This is a genomic window from Mannheimia haemolytica (assembly GCA_900638155.1).
GTDB lineage: Bacteria > Pseudomonadota > Gammaproteobacteria > Enterobacterales > Pasteurellaceae > Mannheimia > Mannheimia glucosida.
On record LR134495.1, the window covers coordinates 1,660,316 to 1,674,183 of the forward strand.

Here is a 13,868-nt window from a genome sequence, read left to right on the forward strand (position 1 = left end):
AATAACAACCTTTTTTATTCACAATCCTTATAAGGATTGTTCACAGCTTCGCCGCCGTTGGCAAGCCAACGTTCAAAAAGCCCTGCTTTTTGTGACTGCTTGTCAGCCCACAAGCGGTTCATTTTCTTAAATAATTTACGATTATGCGTTTATTTGTTGCCGAAAAACCCAGCCTTGCCCGAGCGATTGCCGATGTGTTACCAAAACCCCATACCAAAGGAGATGGCTTTATCCAATGCGGCGAACACGACACTGTTACTTGGTGTATCGGTCATTTATTGGAACAGGCTGAACCCGATGCCTATGATGAGCGTTTTAAAATATGGCGAATGGAACATTTGCCAATTGTGCCTGAACAATGGAAATTGATTCCCAAAAAAGAAACGCTCAAGCAGTTTAAAGTAGTGGAAAGGCTGATTAAAAAAGCCGATATTTTAGTCAATGCCGGTGACCCGGATCGAGAAGGACAACTACTGGTTGATGAAGTTTTTGGCTATCTGAATTTATCTGCTGAACGCAAAAGCCAAATTCAGCGTTGTTTAGTGAGCGATCTCAACCCGACTGCTGTGAGCAGAGCTATTGAAAAATTGCAAAAAAACAGTGATTTTATACCGCTTGCAACCTCTGCTCTCGCCCGAGCCAGAGCAGATTGGCTATATGGTATCAATATGACCCGTGCTTACACTCTACAGGGGCGTTGGGCAGGCTATAAAGGCGTATTATCAGTCGGACGAGTGCAAACACCGGTGTTAGGGCTGATTGTCCGCCGAGATCTGGAGATCGAGTATTTCGTGCCAAAGGATTATTTTGAGGTGTTGGCACAGATTATCGTGCCGGAAACCCAAGAGCGATTTAAAGCTCAGTGGCAACCAAGCAAAGCCTGTGAAGATTATCAAGATGAAGATGGGCGTGTCCTGTCTCGCCCGTTGGCGGAAAACGTGGTAAAACGGATTACCGACCAGCCGGCAATCGTCACCGAATATCAAAATAAAATTGAGAAAGAAACCGCACCGTTGCCTTATTCTCTGTCAGCATTACAAATGGACGCAGCCGGCAGATATGGGCTATCCGCCCAAGCGGTGTTGGATATTTGCCAAAAGCTGTATGAAACCCACAAACTGATTACCTACCCTCGTTCTGATAATCGGTATTTGCCGACCGAACATTTTAACGACAGATTTAAAGTGATGGCAGCGATTGCTCATCATTTACCCGAATATCAACAAAAGCCTGAAGTGGTTGATCCCGCTATTCGCAATCGTTGCTGGAATGATAAAGAGGTGGAAGCCCACCACGCGATTATTCCAACCGCTCGGCAAGGGACTGTACATTTGACCGAAAATGAAAAAAGAGTCTATCAACTCATCGCACGCCAATATCTAATGCAATTCTGTCCTGATGCGGAATATCGCAAAAGTAAAATCGGACTTGAAATTGCAGGTGGTAGTTTTGTCGCTCAAGCACGCAACCTTGTGATTGCCGGCTGGCGAGCATTACTCGGTAAAGAAGATAGCCTTGACGATGCAGAGCCACTACTACCGATTGTCAAAAAAGGGCAAATCCTCCATTGTGAAAAAGGGGAAATTGTCAGCAAAAAAACACAACCGCCCCGCCACTTTACTGACCGCAGTTTGCTTTCAGCGATAACCGGGATCGCCCGTTTTGTACAAGATAAAGAATTGAAAAAAATCTTGCGTGAAACCGATGGTTTAGGCACGGAGGCAACCCGAGCCGGCATTATCGAATTGCTATTTAAGCGTGGTTTTTTAATCCGCAAAGGGAAAAATATCCACAGTACGGAAGCTGGCAGAACACTGATTCAAGCACTTCCCGACTCTGCTACCCAGCCAGATATGACCGCTCATTGGGAAATGCAACTGAATCAAATCAGCAAAAAAGAGACCAGCTATCAGCAATTTATGTTTGAGCTAAACCAACAACTACCGCATTTATTGCAAAGCCCAAACCGCCAAGTGTTGCAAAATTTAGCGAAAATCACACCGCTTGCAAGCAGCAATAAACCTCGTTATTTTAAAAAGCGAACACAAACTGCTGAAAATTAAATCAAGCAGGTAAAAATTGCTGTTTGGCACTTGTCAAACGGGCGTAAATTCTATATTATGCACGCCATTGCAAATTTCGCATAAAGAATACAAGAGAATAAATTAATGTTAATTAATGTACTCACTATTGTTTATCTTGTGGTTGCCGTATTATTGATTGCATTTGTATTAATGCAACAAGGTAAAGGTGCTGATGCAGGTGCTTCTTTCGGAGCCGGGGCCTCAGCAACAGTGTTCGGTTCAGCAGGATCAGCAAACTTTTTATCAAGAACAACTGCTCTACTTGCAACGATTTTCTTCGCAATTAGTTTAGTGATTGGCAATTTAAGCTCTCACAGCGTAGCACCAAAAAGCCAATTTGAAGATTTAAGCCAAGTAGAACAAAAACAAGCAGAACCGGTAAAAACCGAAAATAACGATATCCCTCAATAATCGTTACAAAATAGAATATAAGCTCTGGTGGTGGAATTGGTAGACACGCCATCTTGAGGGGGTGGTGGACGTAGTCCGTGCGAGTTCAAGTCTCGCCCAGAGCACCAAATTAAAATTCTATAGTATTATAGATATAGTAAAAAAGCCTTGAAAATAAATATTTCAAGGCTTTTTATTATTTCATAAAAATAAACATAAATAAATGTAGTGGTAAAATCAAAATTTTAAAAATATTGTATAAATAATATATTATACTTCTTTCTAAATTACTATGTTGACGTAATTTATCTTTGATTTCTTTTAAACTACCCTCACCAGTGTGTTTGTTATTTTTAAAATGGTTTCTGTTTTACAATATACACATAAATACGATCACAACATAAAGTTAATATTATTTATTAACTTTAATTAAGCATTGATAAACCTTACTTCCTTTTGATAATAAAGGCGTACCAACAATTAATGTTAATTTATGTACCCCTTCTGGCAAGTATCTAAACTGAATACGATTTCGCTTTACAGCGCCAGCATCACGCTCACCATTTTCTTGTTCTAACTCCCATACTGCTTGAATTTTCGCTGTCTTATCTGATAAAAACAGCGGGATATAGATAGGCAAGTTAATGTCAAAATTAACTTGCTCAGGAATAATTTTACGCGATGTTTTTCTCGATAATAATTTGTTTAACTTAGACATAGAATGTTCCTTTGTAAAATGTAAAATAAACTCATTCATTACTGTAAAGCTTAAAATAAAAGTATTAGAAATAATAGTTAAAAACCTCCCATTTAACTAACCTAGATCAAACTTTAGGTAATTACATCTACTTCCTATCGATATATCGGCAAAATTTATTGATTAGACCACAATTGGAATGCATAAATTGTGAGCATTTCCCTATTTATAAGATTCTATTTATTTCCAAAAATACACCATAATCGATGTTTTATTTTAACAATAGCGGTTAAATTTTGTCAAAACTTTGCAAATCAATAAAAAACATTGATTTTTGCACTAAAATCCTGTATTTATTCACAATCTTTATAACATCATTTTTAGGAGCAAACACAATGCAAAATGTAGGTTTTATCGGTTGGCGTGGTATGGTCGGTTCGGTCTTAATGGATCGTATGGTTGAAGAAAATAACTTCGCCAATATCAACCCTGTTTTTTTCACTACTTCACAAGCGGGTCAAAAAGCCCCTGTTTTTGGCGGGAAAGATGCTGGCGAATTAAAAAACGCCTTTGACATTGAAGAATTAAAAAAACTAGACATTATCGTGACTTGCCAAGGCGGCGATTACACAAACGAAGTCTATCCAAAATTAAAAGAAACCGGCTGGAACGGCTATTGGATTGATGCTGCTTCTGCATTACGTATGAAAGACGATGCTATTATCGTATTAGACCCGGTGAACCAACACGTGATTTCAGAAGGCTTAAAAAACGGTATTAAAACATTTGTAGGCGGAAACTGTACCGTAAGCCTAATGCTAATGGCTATCGGTGGTTTATTTGAGAAAGATTTGGTCGAGTGGGTTTCTGTAGCAACTTACCAAGCCGCTTCCGGTGCCGGTGCGAAAAATATGCGTGAATTGCTTTCTCAAATGGGTGAATTAGAAGATAGCGTAAAAGCTGAATTAGCAAATCCTGCCTCTTCTATTTTAGAGATTGAACGTAAAGTTACTGCTAAAATGCGTGCGGAAGACTTCCCAACCGAGAACTTCGGTGCGGCATTGGGCGGTAGCTTAATTCCTTGGATTGATAAATTATTACCGGAAACCGGGCAAACTAAAGAAGAGTGGAAAGGTTATGCAGAAACTAATAAAATTTTAGGTTTAAGCGATAGCCCAATTCCAGTTGATGGTTTATGCGTGCGTATTGGAGCATTACGCTGCCACAGCCAAGCATTCACAATTAAGCTGAAAAAAGATATTCCGTTAGCGGAAATCGAGCAAATTATTGCTGCCCACAATGAATGGGTGAAAGTAATTCCAAACGACAAAGAAACCACATTGCGTGAATTAACCCCGGCGAAAGTGACCGGTACATTGAGCGTGCCGGTTGGTCGCTTGCGTAAATTAGCGATGGGTGGAGAATACTTAGCTGCATTTACCGTAGGTGACCAATTATTATGGGGTGCAGCAGAGCCTGTTCGCCGCATTTTAGTTCAATTAACCCAATAATTCGCCACTGCTCTATACAAGCGGTTGGATTTTGCAAATTTTTTGCAGAATTTGACCGCTTGTTTGTTATAATTATTTTCATCTTTTTTCACTTTTAGATGAATAAATTATGAAACCGATTTTTCTTGAAATCCGCCATTTGCGGACATTAATCGCATTAAAAGAGAGCGGTAGCGTATCTCTTGCAGCAAAGCGTGTCCATTTAACACAATCCGCACTTTCACACCAAATAAAATTACTGGAAGAACAGTATGATCTTACGCTATTTGAGCGAAAAAGCTCCCCTATTCGCTTTACACCAGCTGGCGAACGTTTAATTAAGTTGGCCTACGATATTTTGCCCAAAGTCATTGAGGCTGAATTAGATTTAGCCCGAGTGAAACAAGGAGAAGTCGGAGAGGTACGTGTTGCAGTAGAATGCCATACCTGTTTTGATTGGCTAATGCCGGCAATGGATACTTTCCGTCAACATTGGCCTCTAGTTGAATTAGATATCGTATCGGGTTTCCATACTGATACGGTTGGTTTGCTATTAAGCCATCGTGCAGATCTGGCAATTGTCGCTGAAGAGGAAGATAACGCTGGTATTATATACAAACCACTCTTTTCATATGAAATGGTAGCTATTTGCTCTAAAGATCACCCTCTTGCCACAAAAGATGTATGGGAAGCTGAAGATTTTAAAGATGAGACATTAATTACCTATCCAGTACCTGATGATATGCTAGATTTACTGCGAAAAATATTAAGCCCTGCTGGCATCAAAGTTACTCGGCGTAATAGTGAGTTAACTATTGCTATTATTCAGCTAGTAGCAAGTCGGCGAGGCATTGCTGCACTACCTTATTGGGCGGTTAAACCATATTTAGATAGGGGGTATGTGGTGGCAAGAAAAATAACTCAGCAAGGGCTATATAGCACCCTTTATGGCGCTATTCGAGAAGCCGATGCTACCCTAGCCTACTTAGATGATTTCCATGATACCGTAAAATCGCAGAGTTTTGCGACTCTTCCTGGATTGATGGTATTAGAGTAAAAAATTAACAATTTATGTTAGCCTAAGCACAAAAAAGCGAACTTATGTTCGCTTTTTTATTTAAATTTAATTTAACGCTCGTAAAATATCATCAACACGTTCTTTTGCATCACCAAATAGCATTTGGGTATTTTCTTTAAAGAACAGTGGGTTTTGCACACCGGCGTAGCCTACTGCCATTGAACGTTTGAAGACGATAACATTTTGTGCTTTCCATACCTCAAGCACCGGCATTCCGGCAATAGGGCTTGATGGGTCGTCTAATGCCGCCGGGTTTACGGTGTCGTTTGCACCGATTACTAATACTACATCGGTTTCTTCAAAATCATCATTGATTTCGTCCATCTCCAGCACGACATCATAAGGCACTTTTGCTTCCGCTAATAATACGTTCATATGCCCCGGTAAACGACCTGCCACAGGGTGAATACCAAAACGCACATTCACGCCTTTTTCACGCAATTTTGCTGTAATTTCCGCCACCGGATACTGAGCTTGGGCCACCGCCATACCATATCCCGGCGTAATGATCACAGAGCTTGCATTTTTTAGCATTTCTGCCACTTCTTCGGCTGTCGTTTCACGGTGTTCACCGTACTCTTCGTCACCTTTGCCAGACTGAACTTCATTGCCGAACCCGCCTGCAATCACGCTAATGAATGAGCGGTTCATTGCTTTACACATAATGTAAGAAAGAATTGCACCTGAAGAACCTACTAACGCACCTGTTACGATTAATAAATCGTTGCTTAGCATAAAGCCTGCCGCTGCGGCTGCCCAACCTGAATAAGAGTTCAGCATTGAAACTACAACCGGCATATCCGCCCCACCAATAGAAGAAACTAAGTGCCAGCCGAAGACTAACGCAATAATTGTCATAATCAGCACAGGGAAGATATTGTGCGGATTATTTAAAAACACGATCATCAAAAAGACAGAAACGATTATGGCAGCTAAGTTCCATTTGTGTTTGTGTGGAATATTCAGTGCCGCAGAAGAAACTTTACGACCAAATAATTTACCGCTTAGTTTACCAAAAGCAACCAATGAACCAGAGAATGTCACCGCTCCAATGAAAATACCTAAGAACACTTCCACGTTGTGGATATTGGCAAGAGTGGCTTGTTCCGCTAAAAATGCCGCTTGTGCCGCTTCATCTAAATTTGCCGGCATTAATGCATTGGTATGAAGTCCATAGCTGTTAAAGCCAACCAATACCGCCGCTAAACCGACAAAGCTGTGTAGAATTGCCACTAATTCAGGCATTTCGGTCATTTCTACTTTTAGGGCTTTTTTCACCCCGATGAATCCACCGATTGCCATTGCGATTAAGATCCAAATCGTGCCATGTGATTGCGGGCCGAAAATGGTTGCCACTAAAGCAATCGCCATACCCACAATCCCATACCAACAACCTGCTTTGGCGGTTTCGTGTTTAGAAAGACCGGCTAAGCTCATAATAAAGAGAATAGCTGCAATAATGTACGCAGCAGTCACAAATCCAAAAGACATAGTTTCGTTTCTCCTTAACCTTTTCTAAACATTGCAAGCATACGTTGCGTTACTTTAAAGCCACCAAAAATATTGATGCTGGCAACCAAAATCGCAATAAATGCCAAAATATCAATAAAGAAATTACCGGTCGGTTGGGCAATTTGTAATACCGCCCCTACGATGATAATCCCTGAAATCGCATTTGTTACTGCCATCAATGGGGTATGTAGTGCGTGGCTGACGTTCCAAACCACATAATACCCTACCACACAAGCGAGAACAAATACGGTAAAGTGCGATAAAAATGCTGCCGGAGCCACAGATGCAAGCCATAGGAACAGCACTCCTGCGGCGGCCATCACGCCATATTTCACTCGAGGGTCTGCAGGTTTTTCCTCTTTTTTGACCGCTTGTGGAGCGGCTGCTTGTTTTTGCGGTTGGGCAGATACTTGAATCGGCGGAGCCGGCCAAGTCAATTCGCCGTCACGCACCACCGTTACGCCACGCAACACCACATCATCAAAATTAATCTCAATTTGACCATCTTTATTTGGTGCTAACAGTTTAAGTAAATTCACCAAGTTAGTGCCGTAAAGTTGCGAAGATTGCGTTGGTAAACGTGCAGGGAAATCGGTATAACCAATCACTTTCACTTGATTATCGGTCACCACAAGCTCACCGGCTTTAGTGTATTCACAGTTACCACCGGTTGCAGCGGCTAAATCAACAATCACTGAACCCGGTTTCATTGAATCAACCATCTCTTTAGTGATTAAACGAGGAGCAGGTTTGCCCGGAATGGCAGCGGTGGTAATAATAATATCCACTTCTTTGGCTTGCTCGGCATATAACGCCATTGCACGGCGGTTAAACTCTTCCGACATCACTTTCGCATAGCCGTCACCTGAGCCACCTTCTTCTTCAAAATCAATTTCGAGGAAATCTGCCCCCATTGATTTAACTTGTTCTTTCACTTCAGGACGAGAGTCAAACGCACGCACAATCGCCCCCAGGCTATTTGCCGCCCCGATTGCTGCAAGACCTGCAACACCAGCACCAATAACCAACACTTTTGCCGGTGGCACTTTACCTGCTGCGGTAATTTGCCCGGTAAAGAAGCTACCAAAAGCGTTTGCCGCCTCTATCACCGCACGGTAACCCGAAATATTTGCCATCGAACTTAACGCATCGAGGGCTTGCGCACGAGAAATACGAGGAACAGCGTCCATTGCCAGCACATTAATTTTCTTAGACTGCAATTTTTCCATTAATTGTGGATTTTGTGCCGGCCAAATAAAGCTGACTAAGGTTGCCCCTTCTTTGATTAACTCAATTTCAGCCTCTGTCGGCGCATTCACTTTAAAAATAATGTCTGCATTCCAAACTTCTTGTTGTGTGCCGATATTTGCACCTGCAGTTAAAAATGCGTTGTCTTCAAAACTGGCTTTAAAACCTGCGTCTTGTTCCACAAGTACGTCAAAGCCAAGTTTTTTGATCTGCTCAACGGTTTTTGGCGTTGCCGCCACTCGAGTTTCACCGTCTAACAGTTCTCTTGGTACACCAATAAGCATAAAGACTCCTGTATGGTTGTTGTGATTAAAAACGTTCTAAATTTACCACTAAATAAAACAAATAGGTAAAAAATTATGCTCAATTAAACCGATTATTTCACATTTTTTAAAATTTTAAGCAAACCGAATTTTTGCTACACTATTGGCTGGCTAAATTTAACAAAAAAGAAACAAAACCAATGCAAATTCTCGACCAAATTCAGATCATTCTTGTTGAAACTTCACTCCCGGCAAATATCGGTTCCGCAGCCCGAGCAATGAAAACGATGGGCTTAACCCATTTGCGATTAGTCGCCCCAAAACAACCGCTTGATGAGCAAGCCGAGGCACTTGCCGCTGGGGCAAAAGATGTGTTGGATAACGCTCAATGCTACGCTACTTTTGATGAAGCGATTGCCGATTGCCAACTGGTGATCGGCACCAGTGCCAGACTTCGCCATTTGCAAAATACCCTGATTGAACCAAGAGACTGTGGTGAATTAGTGGTAAATCGAGCCAATCTTGGCAAAGTGGCGATTGTATTTGGACGTGAACGAGTGGGACTAACCAACGAAGAATTATTGAAATGCCAATACCATTTGAATTTTCCGACCAATCCTGATTATGGCTCTCTGAATTTAGCAATGGCAGTACAGCTCGCAAGTTATGAAATCCGAATGGCTTATTTGCAAAATTCCAGCCAAAAACAACCGCTTGCAGCAGATAAGGATTACCCAACCGCTCAAGCCTTAGAGCATTTCTTCGCTCACACCGAACGCCTATATACCGAATTGGGTTTTATCCGCAATGATTCCGTGATGCTAAAACTCCGCCGTTTATACCAACGTGCCGAACTGGAAACTAATGAGCTGAATTTACTGAGGGGAATGCTCACGGCGGTGGAGAAGGCAAATTGACAAGCGGTTAATTTTTAGTAGAAATTTGCAAAATCCCTGACTAAAACAAAAACGGTAAGATTACTCTTACCGTTTTCTCTAAATCATTATTTTAAATTCAACAGTTTATTTGAACTTTCAATAATACTGCCCATTGTAGAATCGCCTTTTAATTGTTCTTCGCTCATCGGTTCGATATGCCAAATATTTTTCGCATAATCCATCACCGAGCGGTCTGAGGAGAAATAGCCCATATTGGCAATATTGATGATGGCTGAACGTGTCCAAGCTTTCTTGTTACGATAGGCTTGAGCCACTTTTTCTTGAGCCTCCACATAGCTACGATAATCGGCACAGGCTTGGTAGTAGTCACCTGAATTTAAGATCAAATCTTGATAGCGATACGGATCTTCCGGTGAGAATTTACCGTTTAGAATTTGTGAAATTGCCTCATTCAATTCGCTGTCTTTTTCGTAGTAGTGATACGGTGAGTAACCGTTGCGGCGAAGCTCTTCCACCTGCTCTACTTCATTACCGAAAATAAAGATGTTCTCTTTACCAACGTGATCTAAAATTTCGACATTCGCACCGTCTAATGTACCAATGGTTAAAGCACCATTGAGGGTAAATTTCATATTAGAGGTTCCGGAGGCCTCTGTACCCGCTAAGGAAATTTGCTCTGAAACATCAGCTGCCGGAATAATCATTTGTGCTAATGAAACACCGTAGTTCGGAATAAACACCACCTTAATTAAATCATTAATGCGAGGGTCATTATTCACCACATTTGCCACATCATTAATCAAACGAATCACTTTTTTCGCTGCATAATAAGCACTTGCCGCTTTCCCTGCGAAGATAAACACACGAGGTGTCCAATCAGCAGTCGGGTTTTTCAAGATGCGGTTATAAAGCGTGATGATATGCAACACGTTCATTTGCTGGCGTTTATACTTGTGAATACGCTTAACTTGTACATCAAAAATCGCTTCAGGATTAAGTTTAATTCCCTGAGTTTCTTCGACATATTTGGCTAAGCGACGTTTGTTTTCTACTTTCACCGCTGCCACCTGTGCTTGCACATCAGCATCATCAACAAACACGTTGAATTTTTCCAATTCACTTAAATCAGTCAGCCACTTATTGCCGATACATTTATCTAAAATATTAGCAAGCCCTGGGTTGGCAATTTTGATCCAGCGGCGAGGTGTCACCCCATTAGTCACATTAGTAAAACGATTTGGGTAAATACGGGCAAAATCGGCAAAAATAGATTCAACCATTAAATCCGAGTGAATTTTCGCCACACCATTTACTTTCGCTGAGGCGACTACCGCAAGCCACGCCATACGCACACGGCGATCGCCTTGTTCATCAATTAAGGAAACACGAGAAATCAAATCGTGATCTTCCGGGAATTGGCTACGCACTTCCTCTAAGAAATATTCGTTAATGTCGAAAATAATCTCTAAATGGCGTGGTAGCACACGGGCTAACATTTCTACCGGCCAAGTTTCTAACGCTTCACTCATCAAAGTGTGATTGGTGTAGAAGAAAATTTTACGAGTCATCGCCCACGCTTGTTCCCAGTCATAGCCTTTTTCGTCAATTAAAATACGCATTAACTCAGGCACAGCAAGGGTTGGATGAGTATCATTTAGGTGAATTGCCACTTTGTCAGCTAAATTCACACAAGAGCCGAACTCCGCTTCGTGGCGGCGGATAATATCTTGTACAGATGCCGAGCAAAGGAAATACTCTTGGCGTAAGCGTAATTCACGACCGTTATAAGTAGAATCGTCCGGATAAAGCACACGAGAGACGTTTTCCGAGCTGTTTTGTTTAACCATTGCTGCAAAATAATCGCCACGGTTAAAATCAGATAAGCCAAACCCTCTACCCGATGCGTGTGCAGACCATAAACGTAAGCTGTTAGTTGAGGTGGTCTCAAAGCCCGGGATCAGTTGGTCGTGAGCTTGAGCGGTAATTTCTTCTTCCGGCTGCCATACTACTTTTTTACCCTCACGCCAAGTTTTACCGCCAAAGCGTACCGGGAAACGCTTACTTGAACGTAGATATGGCCATACAAATTCATTCTCTAACCATTCATCAGGTTGCTCAATTTGCTCCCCGTTGCGGATTTCTTGGCGGAACATACCGTATTCATATTGAATACCGTAGCCGATTGCCGGAATTTTCATTGTAGCAAGGCTGTCCATATAGCAGGCGGCTAAACGCCCTAAGCCACCGTTACCTAAGCCCGGATCGCCCTCTTCATTGATAATTTCGTCCAAATCTTGCCCTAGCTCTTTTAACGCTGCGCCAATCAGCTCATACACACCTTCAGAAATCATTGCGTTACTGAACGTACGCCCCATTAAAAATTCCATTGAAAGGTAATAAACACGGCGACTACCATTTGCAACCTGACTACGGCGGGTTTGCAGCCAATCTTCGGTAGATAAATCACGCACTACACGTAAGGTTGCATTGAGCCAGTTACGCTTACTGGCATCACGGGGTTCAACTCCTAAAGCGAACACCATTTTGTGCAAAATCGCATTTTTAACATTTTTGATCATTTCTGGGCTTAATGACTGCCTGCTCATTGAGTAAATTCTCCTAATTTTTAATATTGCAAGCGGTCGTTTTTACAAAAAAATCCGCAAATTCGACCGCTTGAAATGATGTTGTGAATACAAATTAAATAATTTCGTGGTATAAATTTTGGTACTGTTCTGCCACTTTTGCCCAACCAAAATCTTGAGCAAGGGCATTCTGGCGAACGCTCGACCACAATTTTTGTTTCTGCCATAAGCTGATTGCCCGCATAGCTGCCTCTAAAAACGCAGGTGCATCTGGGTAATCAAATACAAATCCGGTGGCACTGCGGTTTTCAATGCTCTCTTTATGGCTATCTACCACCGTATCAGCTAAGCCACCGGTACGGCGAACCAGCGGTAAAGTGCCATATTTCAGCCCGTAAAGTTGAGTTAATCCGCACGGCTCGAAACGACTCGGCACTAAAATCAGATCACCACCGGCAATAATTTGGTGCGATAAAGCTTCATCATAGCCAATTCGTATGCCAATTTGATTTGGGTATTTGTGTTGGAAATAGCGTAGTGCATTTTCCAAATCAGGCGAACCGCTGCCCAACACGATAATTTGTACATTATGTTGCATTAGTGTATCAATGTTCGCTAATAAGAAATCCGCCCCTTTCTGTTCAGTGAGGCGAGTGACCATTACCATCAACAATGCTTCTTTGTCTTCCGGCAAACCAAAAATTCGTTGAAGTTCCGCTTTGTTTTTAGCTTTACCGTGCATATAGTTCGCTCGGTAATTCGCTACAATATGCGTATCCGTTTCAGGATTCCACACTTCAGCATCTACCCCGTTTAAAATACCACGCAGTCTGCCTTGATATTGACGGGTTGCCAGTAAACCATGCAAGCCTGCACCGGCAATTTCTTCGGTAATTTCACGGGCGTAGGTTGGGCTAACGGTGGTAATGCGATCAGCAAAATACAAACCTGCTTTGAGGTAAGAAATTTCACCGTAAAATTCTAAGCCTTCGGCGTGGAAAAATTCCCAAGGTAAGCCAAGCTCTGCTAAATGGAAGGCATTAAAGCGCCCGATATAGGCAATATTATGAATAGTGAAGAGCGTTTTTACATTGCTTCCCCAACTTTTAAGATAGGCACAAGCAAGCCCTGCTTGCCAATCGTGTGCGTGTAAAACTTGAGCGGTTCCCCACCAATGATCCAAACCTTGGGCTAATTGCGCCCCAATGTAACCTAATAAAGCAAAGCGTTTATAGTTATCCGGATAGTCTTGATAATTGCTGTCGTGGTAAGGGTTACCATCACGCATAAATAAATGAGGCGCATCGATAACGTAAACGCCTAAGCCATTAAAATAAGCAAATCGGACAGAGACTGTTCCGGCAAAAGTGCCGATAGTAGCAACTTCTACCGTTTCCCCTAAAGTTTGCGCGACTTTCGGGTAATAAGGAATTAACACTCTGACATCATTACCAGCTTGCTGTTGCGCAAATGGCAATGCCCCCATTACATCAGCTAAACCGCCTGTTTTAATTAAAGGGTACATTTCAGAGCAAATATGTAAAACTTTCATTTTTAACCGTTTTCTATGTGTAAAATAGTTGAAAAATAAGACCGCTTGAAGCGCTTTAATCATAACAATA

Annotated in this window: 10 protein-coding genes and 1 tRNA gene; 6 read left to right on the forward strand and 5 right to left on the reverse strand. The window is 41.9% G+C overall.

What is annotated here, in order from left to right; genetic code table 11:
• Window positions 1-143 precede the first annotated feature (143 nt).
• From EL242_RS08205 to EL242_RS08215, 3 genes are all read left to right on the forward strand, one after another.
• Window positions 144-2,063 (forward strand): DNA topoisomerase III, encoded by a 1,920-nt coding sequence (locus EL242_RS08205; protein ID WP_126302188.1) that lies wholly within the window; start codon window positions 144-146, stop codon window positions 2,061-2,063.
• A gap of 105 nt (window positions 2,064-2,168) precedes the next feature.
• Window positions 2,169-2,495: a preprotein translocase subunit SecG gene (gene secG, locus EL242_RS08210; RefSeq protein ID WP_126302189.1), complete on the forward strand. Its 327-nt coding sequence runs from the start codon at window positions 2,169-2,171 to the stop codon at window positions 2,493-2,495.
• Between the two features lie 21 nt (window positions 2,496-2,516).
• Window positions 2,517-2,602 (forward strand) — tRNA-Leu (locus EL242_RS08215).
• Window positions 2,603-2,886: 284 nt separating this feature from the next.
• Here the strand turns inward: EL242_RS08215 and EL242_RS08220 are convergent.
• Window positions 2,887-3,192: a hypothetical protein gene (locus EL242_RS08220; protein WP_006248936.1), complete on the reverse strand. Its 306-nt coding sequence runs from the start codon at window positions 3,190-3,192 to the stop codon at window positions 2,887-2,889.
• 374 nt (window positions 3,193-3,566) lie between these two features.
• On the opposite strand from EL242_RS08220, the gene asd reads away from it, so the two are divergent.
• Window positions 3,567-4,682: an aspartate-semialdehyde dehydrogenase gene (gene asd, locus EL242_RS08225; protein WP_126302190.1), complete on the forward strand. Its 1,116-nt coding sequence runs from the start codon at window positions 3,567-3,569 to the stop codon at window positions 4,680-4,682.
• A 109-nt stretch (window positions 4,683-4,791) separates the two neighbouring features.
• Entirely contained in the window at window positions 4,792-5,718 is a 927-nt protein-coding gene (locus EL242_RS08230) for a LysR family transcriptional regulator (RefSeq protein ID WP_126302191.1), read from the forward strand.
• A gap of 66 nt (window positions 5,719-5,784) precedes the next feature.
• Here EL242_RS08230 and pntB read toward each other — a convergent pair whose 3' ends face one another.
• Window positions 5,785-7,230 (reverse strand): Re/Si-specific NAD(P)(+) transhydrogenase subunit beta, encoded by a 1,446-nt coding sequence (pntB, locus tag EL242_RS08235; protein WP_126302192.1) that lies wholly within the window; start codon window positions 7,228-7,230, stop codon window positions 5,785-5,787.
• Window positions 7,231-7,244: 14 nt separating this feature from the next.
• On the reverse strand, window positions 7,245-8,783 hold the full coding sequence (gene pntA, locus EL242_RS08240) for a Re/Si-specific NAD(P)(+) transhydrogenase subunit alpha (protein ID WP_126302193.1): 1,539 nt from the start codon (window positions 8,781-8,783) through the stop codon (window positions 7,245-7,247).
• A gap of 179 nt (window positions 8,784-8,962) precedes the next feature.
• Between pntA and trmJ the strand changes: the two genes are divergently transcribed.
• The gene (gene trmJ, locus EL242_RS08245; protein ID WP_126302194.1) at window positions 8,963-9,679 is read left to right on the forward strand and encodes a tRNA (cytosine(32)/uridine(32)-2'-O)-methyltransferase TrmJ; all 717 of its coding nucleotides are present in this window, start codon (window positions 8,963-8,965) and stop codon (window positions 9,677-9,679) included.
• Window positions 9,680-9,765: 86 nt separating this feature from the next.
• Here the strand turns inward: trmJ and EL242_RS08250 are convergent, their stop codons facing one another.
• Window positions 9,766-12,267, reverse strand: coding sequence for a glycogen/starch/alpha-glucan phosphorylase (locus tag EL242_RS08250; protein ID WP_126302195.1), 2,502 nt, complete (start codon window positions 12,265-12,267; stop codon window positions 9,766-9,768).
• A 94-nt stretch (window positions 12,268-12,361) separates the two neighbouring features.
• Window positions 12,362-13,798 (reverse strand): glycogen synthase GlgA, encoded by a 1,437-nt coding sequence (gene glgA, locus EL242_RS08255; RefSeq protein ID WP_126302196.1) that lies wholly within the window; start codon window positions 13,796-13,798, stop codon window positions 12,362-12,364.
• Between the last annotated feature and the right edge of the window lie 70 nt (window positions 13,799-13,868).